Origin of the sequence: Bartonella sp. AA74HLJMH (assembly GCF_042197045.1) — a bacterium.
In the GTDB taxonomy this organism is placed as follows: domain Bacteria; phylum Pseudomonadota; class Alphaproteobacteria; order Rhizobiales; family Rhizobiaceae; genus Bartonella.
In genome coordinates, this window is sequence record NZ_JBHIRJ010000001.1 from 111,436 (window position 1) to 136,357 (window position 24,922).

General features: G+C 34.3%; 16 protein-coding genes, 1 tRNA gene and 1 pseudogene. 8 read left to right on the top strand and 10 right to left on the bottom strand.

Features of this window, described 5'->3' with window-relative positions:
• Positions 1-211: 211 nt before the first annotated feature.
• From ACFINH_RS00455 to ACFINH_RS00480, 6 genes are all read right to left on the bottom strand, one after another.
• On the bottom strand, positions 212-1,486 hold the full coding sequence (locus tag ACFINH_RS00455) for a M16 family metallopeptidase (RefSeq protein WP_375611135.1): 1,275 nt from the start codon (positions 1,484-1,486) through the stop codon (positions 212-214).
• 83 nt (positions 1,487-1,569) lie between these two features.
• Positions 1,570-2,967 carry a threonine synthase gene (gene thrC / locus ACFINH_RS00460; protein ID WP_375631597.1) on the bottom strand — a complete coding sequence of 466 codons (1,398 nt, stop codon included), beginning with the start codon at positions 2,965-2,967 and terminating at the stop codon, positions 1,570-1,572.
• 637 nt (positions 2,968-3,604) lie between these two features.
• Positions 3,605-3,967, bottom strand: a complete 363-nt coding sequence (locus ACFINH_RS00465) for a hypothetical protein (RefSeq protein WP_375613017.1) — start codon at positions 3,965-3,967, stop codon at positions 3,605-3,607.
• Between the two features lie 209 nt (positions 3,968-4,176).
• Positions 4,177-4,539 (bottom strand): hypothetical protein, encoded by a 363-nt coding sequence (locus ACFINH_RS00470; protein ID WP_375631599.1) that lies wholly within the window; start codon positions 4,537-4,539, stop codon positions 4,177-4,179.
• Positions 4,540-4,728: 189 nt separating this feature from the next.
• The gene (locus ACFINH_RS00475) at positions 4,729-5,085 is read right to left on the bottom strand and encodes a hypothetical protein (protein WP_375628294.1); all 357 of its coding nucleotides are present in this window, start codon (positions 5,083-5,085) and stop codon (positions 4,729-4,731) included.
• A 1,868-nt stretch (positions 5,086-6,953) separates the two neighbouring features.
• Positions 6,954-7,649, bottom strand: a complete 696-nt coding sequence (locus ACFINH_RS00480) for an HAD family hydrolase (RefSeq protein ID WP_375620663.1) — start codon at positions 7,647-7,649, stop codon at positions 6,954-6,956.
• 372 nt (positions 7,650-8,021) lie between these two features.
• On the opposite strand from ACFINH_RS00480, the gene ACFINH_RS00485 reads away from it, so the two are divergent.
• The gene (locus tag ACFINH_RS00485) at positions 8,022-9,110 is read left to right on the top strand and encodes a site-specific DNA-methyltransferase (protein ID WP_375613050.1); all 1,089 of its coding nucleotides are present in this window, start codon (positions 8,022-8,024) and stop codon (positions 9,108-9,110) included.
• A 755-nt stretch (positions 9,111-9,865) separates the two neighbouring features.
• Here the strand turns inward: ACFINH_RS00485 and mutY are convergent.
• Positions 9,866-10,924: an A/G-specific adenine glycosylase gene (gene mutY, locus ACFINH_RS00490; protein ID WP_375631602.1), complete on the bottom strand. Its 1,059-nt coding sequence runs from the start codon at positions 10,922-10,924 to the stop codon at positions 9,866-9,868.
• A 203-nt stretch (positions 10,925-11,127) separates the two neighbouring features.
• Between mutY and ACFINH_RS00495 the strand changes: the two genes are divergently transcribed.
• The 3 genes from ACFINH_RS00495 (at position 11,128) to ppdK (ending at position 15,210) form a co-directional block, all read left to right on the top strand.
• Positions 11,128-11,628, top strand: coding sequence for a DUF721 domain-containing protein (locus ACFINH_RS00495; RefSeq protein WP_375631604.1), 501 nt, complete (start codon positions 11,128-11,130; stop codon positions 11,626-11,628).
• 82 nt (positions 11,629-11,710) lie between these two features.
• Positions 11,711-12,367: a DsbA family protein gene (locus ACFINH_RS00500; protein ID WP_375611143.1), complete on the top strand. Its 657-nt coding sequence runs from the start codon at positions 11,711-11,713 to the stop codon at positions 12,365-12,367.
• Positions 12,368-12,543: 176 nt separating this feature from the next.
• Positions 12,544-15,210: a pyruvate, phosphate dikinase gene (ppdK, locus tag ACFINH_RS00505; protein WP_375631606.1), complete on the top strand. Its 2,667-nt coding sequence runs from the start codon at positions 12,544-12,546 to the stop codon at positions 15,208-15,210.
• A gap of 1,753 nt (positions 15,211-16,963) precedes the next feature.
• On the opposite strand, the gene ACFINH_RS00510 is transcribed toward ppdK, so the two are convergent.
• Positions 16,964-17,797, bottom strand: a complete 834-nt coding sequence (locus tag ACFINH_RS00510; RefSeq protein WP_375613011.1) for a peptidoglycan-binding domain-containing protein — start codon at positions 17,795-17,797, stop codon at positions 16,964-16,966.
• Between the two features lie 1,037 nt (positions 17,798-18,834).
• Here ACFINH_RS00510 and ACFINH_RS00515 point away from each other — a divergent pair.
• Positions 18,835-19,210: pseudogene (locus tag ACFINH_RS00515) on the top strand (DUF5330 domain-containing protein).
• 108 nt (positions 19,211-19,318) lie between these two features.
• Positions 19,319-19,729: a SufE family protein gene (locus ACFINH_RS00520; RefSeq protein WP_375611146.1), complete on the top strand. Its 411-nt coding sequence runs from the start codon at positions 19,319-19,321 to the stop codon at positions 19,727-19,729.
• Between the two features lie 98 nt (positions 19,730-19,827).
• Here the strand turns inward: ACFINH_RS00520 and ACFINH_RS00525 are convergent, their stop codons facing one another.
• Entirely contained in the window at positions 19,828-20,265 is a 438-nt protein-coding gene (locus ACFINH_RS00525; protein WP_012754848.1) for a MucR family transcriptional regulator, read from the bottom strand.
• 855 nt (positions 20,266-21,120) lie between these two features.
• Between ACFINH_RS00525 and ACFINH_RS00530 the strand changes: the two genes are divergently transcribed.
• Positions 21,121-23,214 carry a S9 family peptidase gene (locus ACFINH_RS00530; RefSeq protein WP_375631608.1) on the top strand — a complete coding sequence of 698 codons (2,094 nt, stop codon included), beginning with the start codon at positions 21,121-21,123 and terminating at the stop codon, positions 23,212-23,214.
• Positions 23,215-23,296: 82 nt separating this feature from the next.
• On the opposite strand, the gene ACFINH_RS00535 is transcribed toward ACFINH_RS00530, so the two are convergent.
• Entirely contained in the window at positions 23,297-23,899 is a 603-nt protein-coding gene (locus ACFINH_RS00535) for a superoxide dismutase (RefSeq protein ID WP_375631610.1), read from the bottom strand.
• Between the two features lie 875 nt (positions 23,900-24,774).
• On the opposite strand from ACFINH_RS00535, the gene ACFINH_RS00540 reads away from it, so the two are divergent.
• Positions 24,775-24,849, top strand: a tRNA-Gln gene (locus tag ACFINH_RS00540).
• The last annotated feature ends 73 nt before the right edge of the window (positions 24,850-24,922 follow it).

Here is a 24,922-nt window from a genome sequence, read left to right on the forward strand (position 1 = left end):
TTTTAAAAGGGCAAAGTTAAACCATGAATTTCCAGATTTCACGGATATACCTTCACTTATTAGAATCTTTATCACATGAAGTATGAATTGGGTAGTTTTGTGCGCCTATTTGCCCAATATTTCCAAAACTTATTTAATGAGGAGAGCTTTTGTGGTAAATTTTATGATAAAATATGTGATGTTATTGTGATGCTGCTTTGAAAAGAAGTTTTTACTTTAGCTTGTATGAAAGAGTTGACGTTAAATCATCAAAATTTATGAGGGGTCCTACAGGTCCGACAGCAGTTAGTGTTGGAGTGGAGTTTGTAAAAAGACGATGTGCTAAATCAGTTAATCTTTTAGGAGTGATGAGATTGAGGCGTTCAATTGTTTCCGATATTGGAATTGGTCGACCATAAAGGAGTATTTGGCGAGCAATGAGATGTGCTTGACTAGAGGGATTTTCCTGTGACATTGTCAGATTTGCACGATATTGCGTTTGTGCTCGTTGCAGTTCGTTGGCGTGAATATTTTTGCTGACCTTGGAAAGTTCATCAAGAATCACAGGAATAAGTTCTTTGAGCCCTTCTTGTCCGGTAGCTGCGTGAACACCAAAAAGCCCAGTATCTGAAAATCCCCAATGAAAAGCATAAATAGAATAGCATAATCCACGTTTCTCTCTTACCTCTTGAAAAAGACGTGAAGACATACCACCACCAAGAATGATAGAAAGAATTTGGGCTGCATAAAAATCACGCGCGTGATAAGCACGTCCTTCAAACCCTAGAACAACTTGTGTATCCATTAAATCGCGATATTCACGAAAGTCGCCACCGACATAATTTGCAAGATTAGTAAGAGGTGCGGTTGAATGGGAGCGAAAAGTACCAAGACGACTTTCAACTTCTCGCAAGAAACTTTCGTGCTTTACAGCTCCTGCAGCAACGACAATCATACGATCTGCACTATATTGTTTATTGATGAAATCATGGAGATCAGTAGATGTAAATGATTGAATAGTTTTAGCTGTTCCTAAAATAGAGCGTCCAAGGGATTGATGACGAAAGGCTGTTTCTGTAAAGTGATCAAAAACAATATCATCAGGAGTGTCATGGGCAGCACCAATTTCCTGAAAGATTACTTGTTTTTCTCGTTCTAGTTCATCGTCGTCAAATTTTGAATGCATTAAAATATCGGCTAAAATATCTATAGCAAGTGGGATATCGCTTTTAAGAACACGTGCAAAGTAAGCTGTTGTTTCAATACTGGTTGTAGCATTGATTTCACCGCCAACATCTTCAATATCGGTTGCAATTTGAAAAGCAGTACGGTTTTCGGTTCCTTTAAAAGCCATATGCTCAAGAAGATGAGCAATACCATGCTGTGTGGAGGTTTCATTGCGTGAGCCCACTTTAACCCATATTCCGAGGGCAACACTATCAATTTGTTGCATTGTATGTGTGGCGATAGTCAAACCATTACTAAGGCGACATATATCTACATCCATGTATTTACAACTCCATTAAATAAGCTAAATACCTCATTGTAAGGGTATCAGAATATTCTTGATTTAAATTAATGCAGCTAACTTTAATAAGATGCACGCGATTTTAAAGAAATATAATCTTTTACTATTTTTTCATCATTAGCAAGATTTATAAAATGTTCTTCGTGTTTCATTACATCATTGAGATGAGATGGCCATGGAGCATGAAGGCCACAAGCGCTTTTAATAGTATCAGGAAATTTAGCTGGATGAGCCGTGGCAAGAACGATCATTGGAATATGCGGTTTTTTGTTTTCACGCGCTACTTGAAGAGCGACCGCTGTATGTGGATCAACAAGATAGCCACTTTCCTTATAGACACTATCAATTGTTTGAGCTGTTGCAGCCATGTTGCTTTTTCCAGCGGAAAATAGGGAACGAATATTTTTGAGTTGCTTTTCATCAAGAGTAAAGAGACCCGTTTTTTTCAAGTTTTCCATTGCATTGCGAATCCACATTGGATCACGATTGCCACTTTCAAAGAGCAAACGTTCAAAATTAGAAGAGACCTGAATATCCATAGAAGGTGATGTTGTATGGACTATTGGTTGTGTTTTGTAAGTACCACTGGTCAATGTACGTACAAGGATGTCGTTATCATTCGTTGCGATGACCAGTTGAGCAATGGGTAATCCCATACGGGCTGCGACATAACCTGCAAAAATATCACCAAAATTTCCAGTAGGAACAGTAAATGAAACAGCTCTATCAGGTGCTCCTAAAGAAAGTGCAGATGAAAAATAGTAAACAATTTGCGCCATGATACGCGCCCAATTTATAGAATTAACACCTGAAAGTGCTCTTTTTTTACGAAAATTGTGGTCATTAAACATTGCTTTGACAAGAGCTTGGCAATCATCAAAATTTCCTTCAATGGCAATGGCATGAACATTGGAACAATGATTGGTTGTCATTTGCCGTTGTTGAACAGGCGATACACGTCCTTTAGGAAATAAAATAAAAATATCTGAGTGTTCTTTTCCAGCAAAAGCCTGTATTGCAGCTCCTCCTGTATCACCTGATGTTGCAGCAATAATCGTTGCACATCTATTTTTTTCAGTCAAAACATAATCCATCAGTCGAGAAAGAAACTGCATTGCTACATCTTTAAAAGCTAAAGTAGGACCATGAAAGAGTTCAAGGATAAATTCATCTGCTCCAGTTTGTCGTAACGGACAGATTGCTGGATGGTGAAAGGTTGCATAAGATTCAGCGATCATATTTTCAAAAGCTGTATATTCGATTTCGTTATTCACAAAGGGCCACAGAATAGTTTTAGCAATTGTTGTATAGGACTGACCACGAAGTGCTCGTAACGCATCAAATGATAGCTGAGGAAATTTATCTGGCAAATAAAGTCCCCCATCACTTGCCAACCCTGTCATGATTGTTTCCGTAAAGCTTAAAGCAGGAGCTTCACCTCTCGTGCTGATATATTCCATAAGTCTTATCCTTTTTTTATTTCTGGCAAATTGGTGAAGTTATTTATTTCACGTTTTTCATAATATTTAAATTATTAAATGGATAGAGCTTCTTTTCTTCTTTTTAATTCAATAATGAAAGGAAATAGCCTTAAGCATTTTTATTTTTGAGATATAAACACCAAATGTTCACAGAAAATCTGTTACAGTCAAAAATTTTCTCTCTATCATTCATTCACTTAAATTTTACAACGTATCTTCACTTGTACACCTTCTTAAATAATAAAATTAAATAGATAGAATGGTATTTACTGAAGAACTTTTGTATAAAACTCAATCATTTATAGTTATTTTATGCTCTTAATACTTTGTAACAATTAAATCTGCTAAACTGAATGTTAAAATGATACATCTCAGGACTCACATTGGAAGATTTATAAGGTAATTTTATGGCACTTCGTGCGCAAATCTATACTTTGAATAATCTTTTTTAGCTTAATTTATCACTTTGTATAATAATAGATATTATATTTGTGCTATACAGTATGGTAACCTAAAGTTTATCCATAGAAAACATACAACAGCCTGCTAAATGATGGGAAGCAGGCTGTAAAGTATTTTCATTTTAAATAGAAAAAAATAACTAAGTATCTTTGAATTATTTGCCTTTAATTTTTCCTATTGCCCATCCGATTATCCCGCTAAATATGGCCATAACAGATCCAGTCAAGAATCCAAAACCCAAAGCTCCTACTGTAGAAAAAACTCCTAGCGTAATTGGTTCAAACACTTTCTCAAATTTTCCTTCAAAGGCAGATTCACTTTTTGCTTTATGAGTGAAACTTGGGACATAAAGAGCAGCTATATCGATAGCTTTTTTCTTTCCTTGTTCTATTAAAGAGACAGTTTCCCATTGAGTATCATTTTTCAAATGATTGGCATGAACATTTATAACTTGTGAAAGCAGAAAAGCAACTGCTATAAAAATATTTAATACGTAAGTTTTCAATACTTTAATCATAGTTTACCACCAATACTTTTATTTTAATCTGAATTGAATAGATGCATCGGCAGAATTAGTGCACATTGAGAGAAACAGAAGCATTTAAAGCTTTTTTCACTCTTAGTGTGATAATTCATTAGTTTTTGTCATCAACAATGGATAAACACGGAATATGTTCATAGTTTATATTTCATATGAGAAGGTCTTATTCTGATGAAATTTCAATTTTAACGAGATTTAAAATACAATATTATTTTACTTATTATCCATCCTAAAAACATGCCTATCGTACTTGATGCATATCCAAGTGCCATCCCCATACCAAAAGCCCCGAGTGTAAGAGGTTCAACAACCTTTTCAAATTTTCCTTCAATAGTAGCTTCATTACCCACTCCATGATTTAGACTAGGTCTATAGAGAGAAACGGTATGGACTGCATCCTTTCTTTTCTGTTCTATTGCAGAAACAAAAATATTCTCACGATGAGTACTATTTTGTAAAGAGTTTGCATGCACATTTACAACCTGAGAAAGAGAAAAGGCAGATATAATGAAAATACTTAATATATGATTTTTAAATAATTTAATCATAATTTACCTCAAAGATTTATACTATTCAATATATATGAGTAAATTTATACTTAATTTATACTTTGGATATTTGGATGTAATCTACAACATTTATATTTTGTAGCATAATGAGCTTCATTATGTAATTATTTACAATGAATTATAGCCACATAATAAAGCTATTATTATAGAGTTCTAGACGAGGTTGAATTATTTGAACATCAATACTATGTCCTTTATCCAACTTATTATCGATCCTATAAAGCTCATTACATGTCCAGTAAACAATAGCCCCATTCCTATAGTCATAGGCTCAACGACCTTTTCAAATTTTCCTTCACCTATTGTTCCATGTTCTGTTTGATAATTTACAGACGGAGCATAGAAAGCAGTCGTAGAAACTACATCGGATTTCGCATATTTTACTTGTTCCATTGGGAAAACAGAAAATTCCTCTTTTGGATTATCGTTTTTCAAATAGTTTGCATTAACATTTACAGTTTGTGAAATAAAAAAAGTGCTCGCTATAAAAATGCTTAAAATATAATTTTTAAATATTTTTACCATAACTTTACCTCAAATATTTTTAAGTTATATATGTAAGAAATATACATAATGTTTATGTATCTCACACTATACACAAGTAATATAGTTCAATATGTATTTTTAGTCAATAATAAAAATACATATAAAAATATAACTATAATTTTTATAAACGTTATTGTAAAAAAGTAACGGTAATAATTACAAATTATATTTTTTAAAAACTTTATACAATATTTTATTATGTGTTATATATAAAATAACATATGGTTGTCGTATAATTTTTATAAATGATATTAATATATTTTTTTAAATACATTTATAGATAATAAAATTGATCAAAATTTTTACATATTAAATATATAAAAATTTATTTATTATTGATAGTATAATAGAAAACATGAAAATTATGATGTGGTTATAAAAATATTATTAACAATTAAAATATGAATGGACACGATAAAATTTTATTATTTATAGTATTTATTATAGATAGTCATTATTATAGAATGTGTGTTCTATATATATTATTCAATGGTTATTTAATTGCATCGTTATAGCAGAATAATACTGCTTAATTTACTATTAAATATATACATTTATCTTATAGATAATAATATGTTATAGATACTAAAAAATGTACAATTTTCTCATAGTGTAAAGTAGAGCTCGAATTGGATAGAGATAAATGATATTATCTTTTTATCGCCAATGTGAACAGCATATTACTATGATGCAAGGCAGTGTATAGAAGAATATAATTTAGACATATTTATGAGTGCCGAAAGATCAGCATTAGATAATATTTTCAACACTTTCTTCTTTCCAAACTGAAAAGCCGCTTTTATTTTTAGAAAGTGGATTACTTTTGAAAAGATCTGATTTCATTGCTTATTTAAAAAGGCTATTAAGTGCTTTCGGAAAATTTTAAGCAACTATTGGTATCGCTGTCGCTTGTTTAACATGATTATATGTTTCATATTTATGTGCTTTTTTAAAGAAACCGTTCTCAAGGTACTCAAGCCTATTTTGCAATGATAGATATGATGATAAAGCCCCCATAATATAAAATTCTTAGGGCATCAGAATTTTTGACGTTTATAAAGAAGAAAGATGGCATTGCCATACACTTTTCTCGCTCCTAATGTTGCTACAATTTTTGCCTTTTGAGATGATTCATTAAAAGGCATTTTTATTTCTTTATTTATTTAATTCAGCATATCTAGGTTTGAAATGAGAGAATCTTACAATATTCGGTTTTTTTGCTTAATTTGAATCATGATAAATTATGATTATAAATCAATATATTGTCTGTAAATTACTTGGTATGAAATATTTTTTATAAAATGCACATCTTCATAAGAGTGTATTCTTTTTGTTTTTTTTAATCTTAGGGAGGTTGTACCAATTGATGCTGTTAAAATACTATTTAAGCAGCAAAGTAAATAAGCCTTCAACAAGTTTATGAGATTTGGATTGAGTAAATATAAGCCTTTGTAACTCAACAAGGACGCATTTGTCATTTTCAATAAAGTCTTGTGTTCCATAGATTCCGCGAATTTTAATATTTCTTTTTTGACAAATATAATAATTTATCAGGATGAGCTGCTGAGGTTGGGAGTGGGATATCGGAGTTGAGATAGATAAGCAGGGTTTAATTTTTATGAGTTTGCACCCCTGTTTTTTGCTTTTTTTTAAGTACGTGCAATGGTTAACAGACTTATGATCTCAATGAGGTGCTATATTTTTCCTTCACATTGAGATGCAATTCACCCGTGTCGTGAATTGCGCATTTATTGAAGTTATTATAAAAGGAGCAGCGAGAAGAGCAGGACATTTGAATAAAAATGCTTCTTACAAGAGTTTACAAATTGATATATTCAAGAGATTTTTTATAATAGATCTCGCCATACTGCCATTGCTTCTAAGACTTCTCCTAAATGAGCATGTTTTGCAATAACTGTTTCTGCACCAGCTTCTGCAAGTGCATTAGAGTGGCCAAGATAGCTATGTGATCCTCCCGTAAAGCCGATGACACGCATGCCTGCTGCTATGGCTGCGTGTACACCATGAAGTGAATCTTCTATAACGATAGTGTTTTGGGGCTCTGCCTGTAATTGTTGTGCGGCAAAAAGGAAAACATCAGGGGCCGGTTTCGTTCTTTTTGTTCCAACTTCAGGTGCTGAAAATATTTTACCTTCAAAAAGGTCATAGAGATCAACCGTGGTGAGCATCTCTTTTATATCTACGCTTTTTGCATTAGAGCAGATACAGTAGGGATAGCGTGTTTGGATAATTTCTACAGCTTCTCTTACATCATCAATAGCCCGTAATTTAGTTTTTATTTGTGTACGAAAAATATTAGTCATTTGATCTATGAGATGAGCAGAAATAGGTTTTTCTGTTTCCTGTTCAACGTGTTTAAGAATATCGCGAAAGATAAGCCCTGCAAAACGCTCACTCAATTCTTCGGGTGATATTTCATATCCTGTTTGTTTGAGCAATTGAGATCCAATTTTTGCTGCAAGATATTCAGAGTCAACGAGAACTCCGTCACAATCAAAAATAATAAGATCTATCTGAGGCATAAGATATTCCTTTACATGTTACGAGATGGACAACTTTCATGAAAACGATATTGAGAAGATCTTATTTCATAAAAATACGCTTTGAAAATGATTCTTAATTCTTTTACGAAATAAAAGATATGGGAACAGTACATTGAAAAAAAGAAAATTAAGGTTTCATTCATATGAAAGTTTTTTTTTACTAAAAAAACAAAAACAATTATCAATTTTGTAGAACTTTAACGATACGTTTACGCTATTTTGTAAATATAGATTGGTAATGCGGGCCTATAAACTATTTTGGTTGATTATAGGGCAAATTCAGTTAATTTTGTTGGGTTTTTCATGACAGTTATTCAGCTTCAAAAAGATTTTCTTCGTACTCCCTCACAAATGCCATGGCGCAATAAAATTTTTAAAGGAGATTGTGTTTCCGTTTTAGAAAAACTTCCAAAACATTCTGTTGATATGATTTTTGCGGATCCACCCTATAATTTGCAATTGGATGGAGCTTTATACCGTCCAGATCATTCGCTTGTTGATGCGGTTGATGATGCATGGGATCAGTTTGAGAGTTTTGCTGCTTATGATGCTTTTACTCGTGCATGGTTGCTTGCTTGTCGTCGTGTACTAAAACCCAACGGAACACTTTGGGTTATCGGATCTTACCATAATATTTTTCGGGTTGGGACGGCATTACAAGATTTAGGTTTTTGGATGCTTAATGATATTATTTGGCGCAAGAATAATCCGATGCCTAATTTTCGAGGGCGCCGTTTTCAAAATGCTCATGAGACGCTTATTTGGGCCGTGCGAGATCAAAAAGATAAAAAGTACACATTTAATTATGATGCCTTAAAAGCGGCAAATGAAGATCTACAAATGCGTTCAGATTGGCTTTTCCCTCTCTGCACTGGAGCTGAACGTTTAAAGGATGATTCGGGGCGTAAATTACATCCAACACAAAAACCGCAAGCGTTATTAGCGCGTATTATTATGGCTTCTAGTAAACCTGGTGATGTTATTCTCGATCCGTTTTTTGGTTCGGGAACAACAGGTGCTGTTGCCAAGCTTTTAGGGCGTGATTTTGTTGGGATTGAACGCGAGCAAGATTACATCGATGCAGCATGTGAGAGAATTGCGGCGGTTCAACCTTTAGCGCAACCAGAACTAGCGATTTTGGATAGAAAAAAAGCAGAACCGCGCGTAGCATTCAACAGTTTGCTTGAAGCAGGTTTACTCTATCCTGGAGAAGTTCTGTATGATCGTAAGAAGCAAGTATCTGCTATTGTAAGAGCTGATGGTACGATTATGCATGGTGGTGAAGCGGGCTCAATTCACGCAATGGGAAGAAAGGCTCAAGATTCGCAGAGTTGTAATGGTTGGACCTTTTGGTATTATGAGGAAAATGGACGGTTGAAGTCCATAGATCATTTAAGAATGATCATACGTTCACAAATGTTAAAAACGGGTGTTTTATGAACTAAGCTGATCGCTTCATTCTATTGACCACCAAGATACCTGATCTTGATTGAGATGGACGTGAGGGTGTTTTAGCCTTTCTTAGATGTTTTTTATTGACACACTAAATCTCGCTTGTAAGCGACAAGCGAGTATTTTATGCTTCTTTTAGAAGAAATTAAAATGAGAAATTTTCACTCTATGTTCTCATTTTAGTTCCAAAACAGTAAAATTTCAATATAAGCTTATAAAAATGAAATATCAGAATTAAAAGGTTCATTCAGAAGTTCAAAATTAAGTGCTTTTTTGAATACGTACATCTGTAAAGTGCATATAATATATTGATTATAAAGATAATTTAGCGCAACTCATATCGAATTGCCCTCGGAATATCGTCAAGTTTTCTTATTTCAAATTTGTTCCATATTGAATCGATGAAAATTACTTTCTTGCATGTCATAAACGGGGTTGGCGTGTGAATAAAAATTGTTAACGAAAGAACTAAAAGTACCTCTTATAATCCGTTTCACGTACCAAGGGATGTTGAGGGGGCTGGTAAATATAACGATGGTGCTAACTTGCTCCGTCATAAGCGAAAAAAGGATAGATCCTGAAATTTAAATCTAAAGCTTCTAAGCGTTTCTATCGCTCCTTAATTTTTGTCTGTAGAAAAAATTGGTTATTTCATTTTTTAAAATTTTTCTTTTACAGATTAATAAATGATCGCTAGAGATACAAAAGTCTCCATTAGAAAACATTTTTATGAATAGGGAAGGTTATTTAAATCTAAAAGAATTGGGAAGTGCTACGGAAATGGCTTTTTTCATAACAGTAGGTAATGCTTCTTCGGCAAGATGTTGAATGTTACACCACCAACCATTTTCACAATTCATTTCATGAACATCTTCGGTATAGTAAACATCAAGTTTTAGAGAAAAGTGAGTAAAAACATGCGTAATTTGTCCTTTGAATTGCCAATTGGCAGTAAAGGGTGCGTTTTGTAGCCCATTTTCGTTGTTTATGCCAATATTGTTAGGAATTTGGGTCATTCCACCAAGGAGCTTTTGCGTCTGTCGTTTTTCCAAATAAATTTGTTTCTTTTTATTAAGGACCACAAAAGCAATACCTGTTTTTGAAGGGCGTTCTTTTTTAGGGGCTTTAACTGGAAAAGACTCCGGTTGTTGCATCTTTTCTGCTTTGCATAAACATTGAAGAGGGCAGGTATAACAAGATGGTTTGCGTGGAGTACAAATTGTTGCTCCCAAATCCATCATTGCTTGAGCAAAGTCACCAGGACGATTTAAAGCAGTAATTTTTTGTGTTTTTTCTTTAATTTCACCTTTTGCTTTTTGCAATATTGAAGTGATAGCAAAAAGTCGCGCTACCACACGTTCGACATTACCATCAACCACTGCTACAGGGTGGTTAAAAGCAATCGCAGCAATGGCTGCGGCAGTATAATCTCCAATACCGGCTAGAGTTCGCAATTCTTTTACAGATTGTGGAAATTGTCCCGCGTAGTTTTCAACAAGCTGTTGCGCACATTTTTTAAGATTACGTGCGCGTGAATAATAACCAAGTCCAGCCCATGCTTTCATGATATCATCTTGTGAGGCTTTTGCTAAAGAGGAAAGATCAGGCCATAGTTTTAGAAACTTTTTAAAATAAGGCTTAACTGTTTCAACGGTTGTTTGTTGAAGCATGATTTCAGAAAGCCAAACTTGATAAGGATCAGGACGGATACCTTGTTTTTGCTTTTCGGGGGTAATCCGCCATGGAAGATGTCTGTGATTTTGATCGTACCAAGCAAGGAGGTGCGAAGAAATTTCATACATGATTGCTTTCAAGCATAGGGAGATATAAAATGCAAAAGAAAAAAATATTTATTTTGTAATTCATGTTTTTTGCTCTTTTATTGTCAAGGCTCTGGTGAGAAAAGGCTTTTTATTTTGTTGATATTTCATAAATTGAGGAGGCAACAATTTTTAGATGAAACAAATGATTTTAATTTAGTAAGCGGTTGAACAATGATCTAAAAATGAGAAAACAACTTAAAAAACGTATCTTTTATTCTCTTTCTGAGACGGTATACAAAATACTTGATCCAGTTTTACGCAAACGGACAGGGCTTAATGTAGCGCTTATAGAACATTGGCCACAAATTGCGGGCTATGATATCAGTGAACATACAATGCCGCTTAAAATTATTTGGAAACGTCGTGCAGATCAAGATGAAGTTTTTCAGCCAGCAACACTTGTTGTCGCATGTGAAGGATTTGCTGCGTTAAAATTGATGCATGAAACAGAGGAATTACTTCATAGAATTAACGGATTTTTTGGCTATATCGCTATTGATCGCATCAAGATTGAGCAAAGGAGTATGTCGGTTTTTATGAATCACTTGCCTCTAAAACCGCCTTTGAGTGAACAAGACAAAAAATGCGTGGAAAAAATGCTTGAAGGAATTGAAGATAAAAGTTTGCACCAAGCACTTTATCAACTTGGCTGTTGCATTTTTTTGGAAAAAAATAATAAATAGAAAGATATTTTATATATTTTTCTTTAATATATGAGAAAGCATTGGATTCCTATTCGTTAATAACAACAGAAAAGTATTATTTATGGTAAAATATCGTTCTTTTTTATCTTTCGGGATAATTTTTCTCTTCATAACGATTGTACAAAACAGTGTAACAGTTGCTTTAGCGCGTGATCCCAAATCAGTGGCAACTGTTGATATGGCAGAGCTTCTCCAATCGGGTAAAGTAAAGGATCGCTTTGAGGGAGAGGCGGATGCACCAGTCGTCATTGTTGAGTATGCTTCGTTGACATGTACCCATTGTGCGCATTTTTATAATGATATACTTCCCCAAATTCGTAAAAAATATATCAAAACAGGAAAAGTAAAACTTATTTTCCGAGAATATGCTTTTGATCCTCGGGCAACAGCAGGTTTTATGTTGGCACGGTGTGCACCGGAAGATCGCTATTTTCCTTTGATAGAAGTTTTATTTCAAAAACAAAATGAATGGGCTTTCGGAAAAAATGCTCTAACACCATTGAAAAAAATTGGCTTAATGGCTGGTTTTACAGATGAAAGTTTTACTGCTTGTTTGAAAAATCAGTCCATTTTAGATGAAGTAAATGCATCTTTTGAACGCGGTAAAGAGCTTGGTGTCACAGCAACACCTACTTTCTTTATTAATGGTAGTAAATATGAAGGTGCCATGAAAGTAGAAGAATTTTTTTCGGTGATTGATAGTTTTCTTAAAAACTGAATCTTAATCTTCCAGAAGATGGATAGTGATACTTTTGGCCATTATCTCCTTTGGAAGGATTAATATTATGCATTTATGAAGCGATATTGTTTTTGAGCCAATTTTGATCAAATCATTGCTTTTAAGTGAGCCTCGGTTGAATGATGTTTTGATGCTGATATGGGAGGATTTGTACAGTGAAAAAATGGGTTTATAGTTTTGGAGATGGAAAGGCAGAAGGAAGTGCAAGTGAGCGTAACCTTCTCGGAGGTAAAGGGGCTAATTTGGCAGAAATGAGTAATCTTGGTTTGCCCGTACCGCCAGGATTTACGCTGACAACAGAAGTTTGTAATTTTTATTACGCCCATGACAAATCATATCCAGAAGAGCTACAGGAATCTGTTAAGCAAGCACTAAGACGTGTTGGTGAACAAACAGGACGTGAATTTGGGAGTGAGCAAAAGCCACTTTTGCTGTCTGTTCGTTCAGGGGCTAGGGCTTCTATGCCAGGGATGATGGATACAGTGCTTAACCTTGGCATGAATGATGAGACTGTAAAAGCCATTGCTTTACAAGCCAATAATGAACGTTTTGCTTATGATAGTTATCGGCGTTTTATCCAAATGTATTCTAACGTTGTTTTGGGGCTAGACCATTCGTATTTTGAAGAGATTCTTGATGAAGCAAAGGCATGCAATGGTTACACTATTGATACAGAAATGACAGCAGATGATTGGAAGAATGTTATTATTTCTTATAAAGCCTATGTTGAAGAAAAATTAGGAACCCCTTTTCCACAAGATCCTGAACAACAGTTATGGGGGGCAATTGGAGCCGTTTTTTCAAGTTGGATGACAGCACGTGCAGTTACTTATCGCCGTTTACATAGCATTCCTGAAAGTTGGGGAACGGCAGTTAATGTGCAAGCTATGGTTTTTGGTAACATGGGAGAAGATTCGGCAACAGGTGTTGCTTTTACACGCAATCCATCGACAGGAAAAAAAGAACTTTATGGTGAATTTTTAGTTAATGCGCAAGGGGAAGATGTTGTGGCGGGCATTCGAACGCCTCAAAATATTACAGAAAGTGCGCGTATTGTTGCTGGTTCAAATAGACCGTCGTTAGAAAAAATTATGCCTGAGGCTTTTTTGAAATTATGTCAGATTGCGCAGAAGCTTGAGCAGCATTATCGGGATATGCAAGATCTCGAATTTACCATTGAAAAAGGTAAATTATGGATGCTTCAGACTCGTTCAGGAAAACGCACGGCTCGTGCGGCTCTCAAGACGGCAATTGAAATGGTTGAGGAGGGGTTAATAAACCGTGAAGAGGCTGTGATGCGTATTGATGCAAAGTCGCTGGACCAACTTTTGCATCCAACACTTGATCCTAAAGCAGAACGTTTTGTTATAGGACGTGGTTTACCTGCTTCTCCTGGAGCCGCAACTGGTGAAATTGTTTTTACTTCAGAAGAGGCAGAAACTGTGTCGGCGGAAGGTCGCAAAGTTATTTTGGTCCGTGTAGAAACAAGCCCAGAAGATATTCATGGTATGCATGCTGCAGAAGGAATTTTAACAACGCGTGGCGGTATGACAAGTCACGCTGCTGTTGTTGCGCGGGGGATGGGAAAACCATGTATTTCTGGTGCTGGCAGTGTGCGGATTGATTATAACACAAATACGTTGTTTGCCTCAGGAGAAAGCTTAAAAAAAGGTGATGTTATCACAATTGATGGTGGAAGTGGAGAAATTTTCAAAGGGAAAGTTGCAATGTTGCAGCCTCAGCTTTGCGGAGACTTTGCAAAATTAATGGAATGGGCTGATGGGATGCGACGTATAAGAGTTCGCGCTAATGCTGATACACCATCTGATGCCCGTATGGGGCGATCTTTTGGGGCTGAAGGTATAGGTCTTTGCCGTACGGAGCATATGTTTTTTTCTGATGAACGTATCGTTGCCATGCGTGAAATGATTTTAAGTCATGATGAAAGTGGTCGTCGTAAAGCACTAGATAAGCTTTTGCCAATGCAGCGTTCAGATTTTAGTGAATTATTTGAAATTATGTGTGGTTTACCTGTTACTATCCGCTTGCTAGATCCACCATTACATGAATTTTTGCCTAAAACGAAAGCAGAAATTCTTGATGTTGCAACAGCTATGGGTGTTTCTGCTGAAGTGCTTGCTGAACGCACTCAGCAGTTGCACGAATTTAATCCTATGCTTGGATTACGAGGATGCCGTTTAGCTATTACTTATCCTGAAATTGCAGAAATGCAAGCGCGGGCGATTTTTGAAGCAGCAGCAGAAGCTGCCCAAAAATCTGGATCTCCTGTTATGCTTGAAATTATGGTGCCACTGGTTGCGCTTAAATCTGAACTCGATTTTGTGAAAGCGCGTATTGATCAGGTTGCTGAGGAAGTGATGAAAGAAAAGGGAAGCACTATTCAATATATGGTTGGGACGATGATTGAACTTCCAAGAGCGGCGCTTCGAGCAGATGAAATTGCTGAAACTGCTGAATTTTTTTCATTTGGAACAAACGATTTGACACAAACTACTTTTGGGATTTCCCGTGATGATGCAGCTCCTTTTTTGGCAACCTATTTTCAAAAAGGTCTTTTAGAGCAAGATCCTTTTGTGTCTATTGACCGTGATGGAGTAGGGGAACTTATTACCATTGCTGCACAGCGTGGACGCTCAAAGCGTGCAAAAATAAAATTGGGAATTTGCGGTGAACATGGAGGCGATCCTGCCTCTATTGCTTTATGCGAAGAAAATAACCTGGATTATGTTTCGTGTTCTCCTTTTCGAGTGCCAATTGCTCGTTTAGCAGCAGCTCAGGCCGCAATAGCAAAAAGGATGTAATGGGTTAATATTTTTTGTTGTATCGTTATTACTGAAATAAATTTTTATATATTCTTTTATTTTCTTTAATAAAGGGAATAAAAATGCTTCTAAAATGCACGATAAGTTGTGTTACGCGTTAGAGGTTTATGAGAGAAAATATAAAGCACAGGATAGACAAAGATGTATTATTAATGCACTTTTTATTGGCGAACCTCTTGATAGAGAGAAACGTGTTATTGTGCAGTCAATTTACGCGTTTGCTTTTTTATAGGGGAATGAGCTCCTCACGCAAAGTAGAATGCTGCAAACAAATGCATTTTTTTTGCGCATCATGCTGTTTGAGATAGACATTTCTCAGTGATGCCCCATTTCACATTGATATTCGTGGAATGGGGATTATGTAAAACTCCCCGTAAGTTTATAAAAATCTTCCCAAAATTTATAAACTCCATTATGCACTCCCATCTTTACATTTATAAAGGAATATCAAAGTTACACAATCTATTGATTTATAAAGATAATTTTTTATTTCTCATATTGAATGAAAGCTGTAAATATCATAAGATCTTCTTATTTCGACTTCTTTTATAATGAATCAATCAAAACCATGTTTTTTGTATGTTACAGGCGGGATGAGCGTCTGTAGGTAAAAAAATAAAGCAAGGATATGCCTCTTATGAAACGTCTCAAGTGAGAGCTATCACAAATTGAAGGTAGGTACAGTGTGTAATGGTGCCGGCTTGCTTCTTCACAAGCGTAAAGATGATGTGCGCTGTCGCGCAGTTGTTGTGGGGGGGGGGGCCTGCTATTATTATTCACGGGTGTTGTTGCGAAGTGGTTTTGGGTGCTTTAGAGATGTTTTTTAAGAAAGCCCGTGAATGGCAATCCAAGTATATTCCGTTTGGGACATTTTGTTTTAGGTGAGGGGGAGTGAGACCAAAAAGACATGTGATAAAGTAAGAGCATGAGGCAATAGGTAATTTCCGTTATTTTAAAGATATTGCTTTAGATGTCTTTGAAAGGCGTAAAGCTGAATTAAAAGGAAATGGCAAAGATGAAAAATGGTGTTTACCTTAAAATTTCATATTCTTCCCAAATTAGGCTGTTTTCCTGTTTTAAGAGATTATACAAACAGAGATGCGCAATATTCTTGCCTCCATTTGGCATATAAAAGCTATAACAGCTGAGAGAAGTACTAAACTGTCTTAACATTTTTTTCAAACATACTGCTGCGGTAAGTTTGGATGTTGATTTATAGACAATACTAAACGCACACGCTCTCTTAAGAAGACAATGTCATAAAACACATAACTTTCCAGCAATAGATTAGAGAGAAGGCCGGTTTTTTATCAGACACTTTGCAAAACAACAACCATAACACAATTAGCTTTACGTCTACTTATCCTTACAGGTGTTTGCACAAATTCTTTGCATCATATTTATAAAGATCAAATTGACGATAATATATGGACAATTCGTGGTTCGATAATATGAAAGGTTTACGTGATACTACAAAAATTTCGTGTCCTTTTATCATCAGAGGCAATAAAAATGCTAGAACAAGCGCGTTTGCTATTTTGCAATATTCTTTTTTCTGCAATCGGTTGTGGTTTTTTTGAAGCAAATTATACGGCTCAATATGTAATGTGTAAGAAAACCATTCTGATTGATTGAAAATAAGAGGGCTTGAGATGAAGGAATGTTTGAGGGGAGCATTAAACAAACGAAAGATGAATTATCATTATAAATTAAGAGATTATTATGATTAGATTCAATTTAATAAACCAATTTCACGCATTTTCATTAAAATTGTGTGATTAATTTTACCTGTTACAGGAAGATCAAATATTTTTTGAAACTGTTTTAAGGCTTCTATCGTCTTTTGATCTTCTATTCCTGTGACAATAACCTCCTCATTCCCAAAAATATGTAAAGCTTTTTGCACTTGTATAATATCTTCAACAGAAGGCTCTAAAATAGCTTCTTTTAAGTGTGTCATATTTTTTGTATTGTTTGTTTCTATTTCGCTTTGCTTAATTAATATCGCGATTTCATCTGCTGCGGGATTAGATAGAACATTCTTTTGCATTCTCTGAGCAGTTTGCTGTTTCCATAAAGTGATGGCTCGGCGTGTTTTAGGTCCTTCCAGTCCATCTAATGGTCCATCATAAAGTCCTAATTTTGCTAGTTCTTTTTGCTTTTCCAGCATGCTTGCTGATTGAGAGGGTAAAGGTGAATTTGTGTGCTTATGGCTTTGAGAATGTACAGAAGTTACACGGGAGAGTTCTTGTGATTTTTCTTCTTTTTCCGATAAAGTAGAGCTCTTACCTATACTTTGAACAGAGGAAAATTTCATTTGAGTTAAAATATTTTGATGCGTTGTCATTTGCGAAAATAAAGCATTAAATGAAATAAATAAAAAACTAATGCTAAAAAGAAAAGATCCAACAAAAAATAAAGTATTTTTTCGTGTATAGAAATAAAGAGTTTTTGCACTCCAAAAAATAAAATGAAAAATTATAAGAAGAAGTGTTATAACAATACTACTATAGTATTTACGGTGTTTTACAGTTTTTTTTCGGTAGGTCTTTCGTTTTGTTGCCATTACTTTTATTTTCAGTTGCGTTTATTTTTTACAAAGAAACAAATATAAATTAGGAAACGAATATGAATCAGTTTTTACTTCCAGCCAGAGAGAAGTGCATTGACATTATTGATTTTTCCTTTCAAACTCCTAAAATGAGCGGCTTCATTATATCAATTTATAAGTTGATAAATCAACAAGAGTTCTTATCAACGTTTATTCATTTTATTTTATACAAATCTTTAATGTGTATAAAGAGAGCACCAAATGATTAGCATTCAAGATCATTTTGGTGTTTGCAAACTGCATTATCACATATAATTATCTAAACAATAATGCCACGTTATTCTTCATTTTGGGGCATATGTTTGCCTATTATTTAAAATAAAATTGAAAATATTTGCCTATAACGCTAAAAAGATGACAATCATTATCTATTCTTTATAATTTACATATAGATGGTTACTTATCCATAAACGGTTTGGTAATAATAATTATCTCTTAATATTATTATATTTTGGTATAAATTCCTTCTATTAAGTATTAATTAAATTGATGTTTACAATGTTATAGAAAAAACTGGCTTGAGATGTAATCATAAGAGATGCAGTTATTTTTTGATGTTTTTATTGACAGGTTGACTATTTTCATAACATTCCAGTAAAAATTTTATAGATAATATAAATATTTTATCGACACTAGAGTCAGAATAACAGAGTTTACTCTTTTTAGCTTTTTCAACTAAGCTAAGATGGTGGACTATTATTTAAAATAATTATGTACACAACACGATTATCTCTCTCATTTTTTATCATAGTATGTTCATTAACATGACCAGCTTGTAAGTGTATAATTTTGATGTTAATTTTTTACTGAATAGACAATGTATCCCATTTTATACAGCGGAATTGTGCCATATTTATAAAAAAGCCAATGATATAGATCCAATACATGAATACTCAATTTTATAAAAAGCACATTTTATAAATTGTTTATAAAGCAACAGTGTATAAAATGCTTCTTTTATTGTATTTACCACTGCGGTACATTGATTGTCCATGATACGTTTTTTAATCAAATTATCATTTTTTTTATTTTTTATTTTTGTCATTATTTCATTTTTTGTAGCAGATCCAAGCAGTAACCATTCTTCTAGCCCCCAAAATAATGAGACAACAACGAGCGATGTGATTGTTGCTTTTAAGGAAGCCTTAAATGACTTAGGCGCATTTTGTGACCGTAATATAAAAACCTGCAAAGTAGGAAAATCCTTTTTAAGTTCACTTGGTGAGCGCGCATATTACGGTGCAAGAGCTGCTTATGAATATTTAGGGAACATATTAGGAAACAAAAATGATATCAGAGACTTCCCCTAATGTTTCTTACAAAATCGAAATACAAGAGTTCTTACAAAACCATGCAATGTTATCTTGAAATAAGGATTTTTAACGTTCTTCGTGTTATTTATGTTAGGAAGAATAAATATTTATTTTTTATAAGTGTATTCAAGAATGATTATTCAAACGAAACAGGACTAAAATAATGGCGGAAACAATCGGTAATATTATAGAGAACTTTTCGCTTTTGGATAATTGGGAAGATCGTTATCGTTATGTCATCGAGCTTGGCTATGAATTGCCACCTTTTCCAGAAAGCGCTCGAAACGATGCTCACAAAGTTCCTGGTTGTGTTAGCCAAGTGTGGCTTCTATCTTCACGTAATAACTCCAAAGATCCAATATTGACGTTTCAAGGTGATTCCGATGCTCATATTGTGCGTGGACTCATTTACATACTTCTTGCTTTTTATTCAGGCAAAAAAGCTTCTGAAATTCGCAATTCTGATGCTCAAGAGCTCTTTGAAAAACTTGGTTTAAATGAAAATCTTACACCACAACGATCAAATGGTTTGAAATCAATGATTAAACGGATTCGTAACGAAAGCTATATGTAATCCCCTTGGTAGAAATTGCTATATATACAAAAGCTTCACACAAAACATGTATACTAAAATCAACTTTATACACGAAACCATTTTTTCGCAAAATAAGATTATTTAGTTTTTTTTCGTTTGCTTTTGCGTCCAAGCCCCATTTCTTTGGCCAAAGCCGATCGTGTTTTTGCATAATTAGGCGCCACCATAGGATAAGAACTATCTAACTGCCATTTTTCACGATATTCTTCTGGCAACATTCCATAATGTGTCATGAGATGACGCTTTAGAGATTTAAACTTCTTTCCATCTTCAAGGCAAATGAGATAATCAGGAAATACTGAACGCTTCGGATTAACGGCAGGCCTTTGTTTTTCAACTTCGACTTCTGTTAACTCTAGATTCCCTGCTTTACGAAAAGCAGCATGGACATCAGCAATTAAACTTGGCACTTCAGTCGGTCGAATAGAATTATTACTCACGTAGGCAGCAACAATATCAGCAACCAATGTAATAACTAAATTGCTTTCAGTCTCTAAGACTGCACGATGTTCCATTCTTGTTTCCTTTAATTTAAAATTGAGTAATTCAAAATCGAGATATAGTGCATATACTCATGATATAAAGATCTCATGCACATGAGTTTCATATTGTACAAAAATCTTTTTTGTCAATTCAATTATTCTATAAAATTGCCAAAACACAAAAAAATCAAATAAATACCTATTTTTTGTCATAATATACAATAAGAAAAACGAAATTATTACATGCTAAAATATATTTTTATCCTATAACATATCATACATAATATATAATACATCACAAATATAAAAAAATATATGATAAAATTTATTTATTTTTTTTGAGAACGTAAAAATAAAATTACTAATTATAAAAATATAATATATAAATTATTATATTTTATTTTGAATAATTATAGTTTAGTAAGTTTATTTTTAATAAGTTTTAAATTTGTTTTTATTGTTTATATTTATAAAATTTAATAATAAAAAACATGCTATATTATAAAAATAACATAATAGTATTATTTTTAATATAAAACTATTCATTAAAAGGAGATAAGATATTTTTATTTTTTATACAGTAATAATAATATTTTAGATATATTTATTCCTTTCTGTAAAATTATGCGATTATACTGTTTCAAAAAAAATCAATTCTTTTTCTAATAGTTTAATTGTTTTACCAGCCACTTTCATTATAAAAGTGGTGTTATATCCCTAGAAAACAATAGCTGTGATATGTAATGAACAGAAAGGTATTAGTTTTAAAAATTATCATGGTGCTATTTTTGCAAGTGAATAGAACTTATAGATTTTTACACTTGCATCAATCATTGTGATTCTAACATATAAACGAAGCTATTAACATATTTTAATATAGGATTGTGTATGACTCGCACTTTTGCAATTCCTCCCAAAGCATCTAGAATCACTCATAAGGAAATATATCATGGTATTTTTCGTGATGATCCCTATCATTGGCTACGTGCGTCTAACTGGCAAGATGTTTTTAAAGATCCTAACTGTCTTGATCCCAATATTCGACATTATCTTGAAAAAGAAAATGCTTATCAATCAGCTCAAATGGCTGATACAAAACCATTACGAGATTTGCTTTTTACCGAAATGAAAAACAGGATCCAAGAGAATGATAGTTCTGTTCCTATAAAACATGGTCCTTTTGCTTACGGATTCTCTTATGTTACCGGAGGCCAACAACCACATTATTTTCGGACACCAAGGAATGGCGGAGAAAAAAACGTGTACCTTAATGGTGATGTCTTGGCAGAAGGCAAAGAATATTTTAAATTTGGTTCAGTTCAAGAATCTCCTGACCATACACATGTGGTATGGACCTATGATGACAAAGGATCAGAGTTCTATACAGCTAAAATTCGTAATTTTGAGACATTGTCTGACTGTACGGACACAATTACTGATACATCTGGTCAAATTGTATGGGATGCTAGGTCTGAAGGTTTTTTCTATACTAAGATGGATAAAAACCACCGACCTTCAGAGCTCTATTATCACCAATTAAACACAGATCAATCACAAGATAAGCTTATGTTTCGTGAAGACAATCCAGGTTTTTTCTTAGATGTAAGCGGTTCTAAGCTTAATGATGTTATTTATATTAATATTCATGATCATGAAACATCCGAGATCTGGTTAATTCCTGCTGAGGCGCCTTTTACTGTTCCCCAATGTGTACGGAAACGACAAAAAGGTATTGAATATTCACTTACAGAGGGTGGTGATGTCTTTTATATTCTAACCAATTTAGATAATGCAAAAGATTTCAAAATTATGGTAGCGCCATATACATCTCCACAATCAGAAAATTGGTCTGAGTTTATCCCACATCAGCTTGGGTGCCTAATATTATCCCATGATGCTTATCAAGATTTTCTTGTCTGGATCGAACGTTTTGAGGGGCTTCCACGTATAAAAGTAATGGAACGTACCACTAAACAAGTTAATTCCATCGCTTTTACTGAAGAGGCTTATTCTTTAGGTCTGCAAGGAGTTGCAGAATATAACAGTCCAACTATTCGTTTTTCCTATTCGTCTATGACAACACCTGATCAAGTGTTTGATTATGAGATGAAAAGTTGTAAACGAATGCTTTTAAAAACGCAAATAATTCCTTCTGGGCATAATAAAGATGCATATGTAACACGACGGATTACAGCAATAGCAGACGATGGTGAGAAGATTCCTATTTCACTTTTTTACCACAAAAACACTCCTCTTGATGGTGGTGCGCCTTGTCTGCTTTACGGTTATGGTGCTTATGGGATTTCTATTCCTGCCAGTTTCAATAGTAATGTACTTTCTCTAGTGAACAGAGGTTTTATTTATGCCATTGCTCATATTCGCGGAGGAAAAGAAAAGGGAGTAGAGTGGTATGAGAAAGGAAAACATCTCTTTAAGCACAATACATTTACAGATTTTATTGCTTGTGGGCGTTACCTTGTAAACAATAAATTTACTTCTCACGACCGGCTGATTGCTCATGGTGGTTCAGCAGGGGGGATGTTGATGGGAGCTATTGCCAATATAGCTCCACAGGATTTTGCTGGGATCGTAGCGAATGTGCCTTTTGTTGATGTTTTAGCGACAATGTTAGATGCTTCATTGCCACTCACACCTCCAGAATGGGCCGAATGGGGGAATCCTCTTGAATCAGAAGAAGATTATAAGCTTATTGCTTCCTATTCCCCTTACGATAATGTCAAAGCTCAAAACTATCCCCCTATACTTGTGATGGCAGGATTAACAGATCCTCGTGTAACTTACTGGGAGCCTGCAAAATGGGTGGCAAAATTACGAGACCTAAAAACAGACGATAATGCAGTTTTATTACGTATTAATATGGATTCAGGGCACGCTGGTGCAGCTGGACGTTTTTCAAAGCTAGAAGAAGTTGCCTATATCTATGCATATATTCTAAAGATAGCAGGAAAAGACTTTTGCTAATCCATAATATCTCTGTATGAAAGTCTCCGATAATTTATTGGATTATAGAGACTTTCATACACTAAAAAATTATTGAGACAGTTTAAAATTCACATTCTTCATAAAGTTTCAAAACATAGTCCCAATTAATTAAATGGTCTACAAAGGATTCGAGGTACTTCGGTCGAGCATTGCGGTAATCAATGTAATAGGAATGTTCCCACACATCAACACCCAAAATAGGGCAAGCGTTGTGCACTAAGGGATTTTCACCATTAGGCGTTTTCATAATTTCAAGCTTGCCATCTTTAACAGCAACCCACGTCCATCCAGAACCAAATTGGGCACTAGCAGCAGCAATAAAATCAGCGCGGAATTTGTCGTAACCACCTAGATCAGCGTCAATAGCTTTTGCTAACTTTTCAGGAAGTTTTTGGCCACCACCATTTTTTTTCATCCAAAGCCAAAAGTGGTTATGATTGTAATACTGCGCTGCATTATTAAACAAACCAATATTTTTTCCAAAACTTTTTTTAACAATATCTTCAAGGCTTTCATTTTCTAAGCCTAACTCTTTCACAAAATTATTGGTGTTGGTAAGATAAGCAAGGTGATGCTTATCATGATGATATTCAAGCGTTTCGCGTGACATATAAGGCGAAAGGGCATCGTAATCATAAGGCAACGGGGGCAATTCAAAAGCCATTTAAAAATCTCCTCGATTCTAATTGTTAAGCTTATTTCATAAGCCTAATTTGCCATTTACCGAATTTAAAAGCAAATGTTGAATACCTAGTTTGTATGAAATTAGTTTTAATGTCTCTCTTTTTGTAAAAGAAGCTTTTAGGAAATGTATATTCATCAATCAAAAAGGGTATTGGTCTACATAAAGATTGCTTCTGAAGATTTTTTACATCTATGAGCGGGTAATAAATATCATTATCTTTTGAATAAAAAGTAAATGGAAATAGCGATTATTCCTTGTTTTGGTATCTCTATTTTTTCAAATACCATATAAAATGTTTTTAATTTTTGCAAAACTTTTCCAGTTTATTGGTGTATCATAATGTTTTCAACAGAATATTAAGTGTTATTTTTAGGAAATATTTTTCAATGTGCTTGATTTCATTTTATGGGGCTACCCATGAATAATATAATGTAAAAATTAGTGGACATTACCATCTTTATGCTTAATGCAAGAGCACAGCAGCACTATCATACACTTACCGGTTGCCAATGTGGTGACAGCTTTTTTCTTAAATTGAGCAAGATGAGATTTTAATATATCAAGAAAAGTAAATCATATGCAAATTTATTAGATACATGAGTAAACTGCAAGATTTTCATTTTCTGTTCCTAGAAAATCAATACAAAGAGCAAAATAATTGATGGATAAATGGTTCCTACTTATGTTAAAATCACAACTGTATATCAGTTTCTGCTACGAATTTGTATCGATGGCAATGCCATACAAGACTCAGAAATTTTATGATAAAAAAGTAAAGTCTTTGATTTTCAGATATTGCGTCCAATCACAGGAATCGCTATAAGGTGCAAGAGTCGCTATAAAGCGTGTTTTTTTGGGGTATAGCCAAGCGGTAAGGCACCGGTTTTTGGTACCGGCATTCCCTGGTTCGAATCCAGGTACCCCAGCCAATTCTAGTGAAATTAGTTAATCAAAGTTCAGCTTGAGAGTGTCCCCCCTTAACCGTCTGTTGCTATTCATAGC

Bases quoted from the DNA above. Each gene is read 5' to 3' on its own strand.
- ACFINH_RS00455 (WP_375611135.1), bottom strand. From the start codon at position 1,486: ATGGATGTAGATATATGTCGCCTTAGTAATGGTTTGACTATCGCCACA.
- thrC (WP_375631597.1), bottom strand. From the start codon at position 2,967: ATGGAATATATCAGCACGAGAGGTGAAGCTCCTGCTTTAAGCTTTACG.
- ACFINH_RS00465 (WP_375613017.1), bottom strand. From the start codon at position 3,967: ATGATTAAAGTATTGAAAACTTACGTATTAAATATTTTTATAGCAGTT.
- ACFINH_RS00470 (WP_375631599.1), bottom strand. From the start codon at position 4,539: ATGATTAAATTATTTAAAAATCATATATTAAGTATTTTCATTATATCT.
- ACFINH_RS00475 (WP_375628294.1), bottom strand. From the start codon at position 5,085: ATGGTAAAAATATTTAAAAATTATATTTTAAGCATTTTTATAGCGAGC.
- ACFINH_RS00480 (WP_375620663.1), bottom strand. From the start codon at position 7,649: ATGCCTCAGATAGATCTTATTATTTTTGATTGTGACGGAGTTCTCGTT.
- ACFINH_RS00485 (WP_375613050.1), top strand. From the start codon at position 8,022: ATGCCATGGCGCAATAAAATTTTTAAAGGAGATTGTGTTTCCGTTTTA.
- mutY (WP_375631602.1), bottom strand. From the start codon at position 10,924: ATGTATGAAATTTCTTCGCACCTCCTTGCTTGGTACGATCAAAATCAC.
- ACFINH_RS00495 (WP_375631604.1), top strand. From the start codon at position 11,128: ATGAGAAAACAACTTAAAAAACGTATCTTTTATTCTCTTTCTGAGACG.
- ACFINH_RS00500 (WP_375611143.1), top strand. From the start codon at position 11,711: ATGGTAAAATATCGTTCTTTTTTATCTTTCGGGATAATTTTTCTCTTC.
- ACFINH_RS00510 (WP_375613011.1), bottom strand. From the start codon at position 17,797: ATGGCAACAAAACGAAAGACCTACCGAAAAAAAACTGTAAAACACCGT.
- ACFINH_RS00520 (WP_375611146.1), top strand. From the start codon at position 19,319: ATGGCGGAAACAATCGGTAATATTATAGAGAACTTTTCGCTTTTGGAT.
- ACFINH_RS00525 (WP_012754848.1), bottom strand. From the start codon at position 20,265: ATGGAACATCGTGCAGTCTTAGAGACTGAAAGCAATTTAGTTATTACA.
- ACFINH_RS00530 (WP_375631608.1), top strand. From the start codon at position 21,121: ATGACTCGCACTTTTGCAATTCCTCCCAAAGCATCTAGAATCACTCAT.
- ACFINH_RS00535 (WP_375631610.1), bottom strand. From the start codon at position 23,899: ATGGCTTTTGAATTGCCCCCGTTGCCTTATGATTACGATGCCCTTTCG.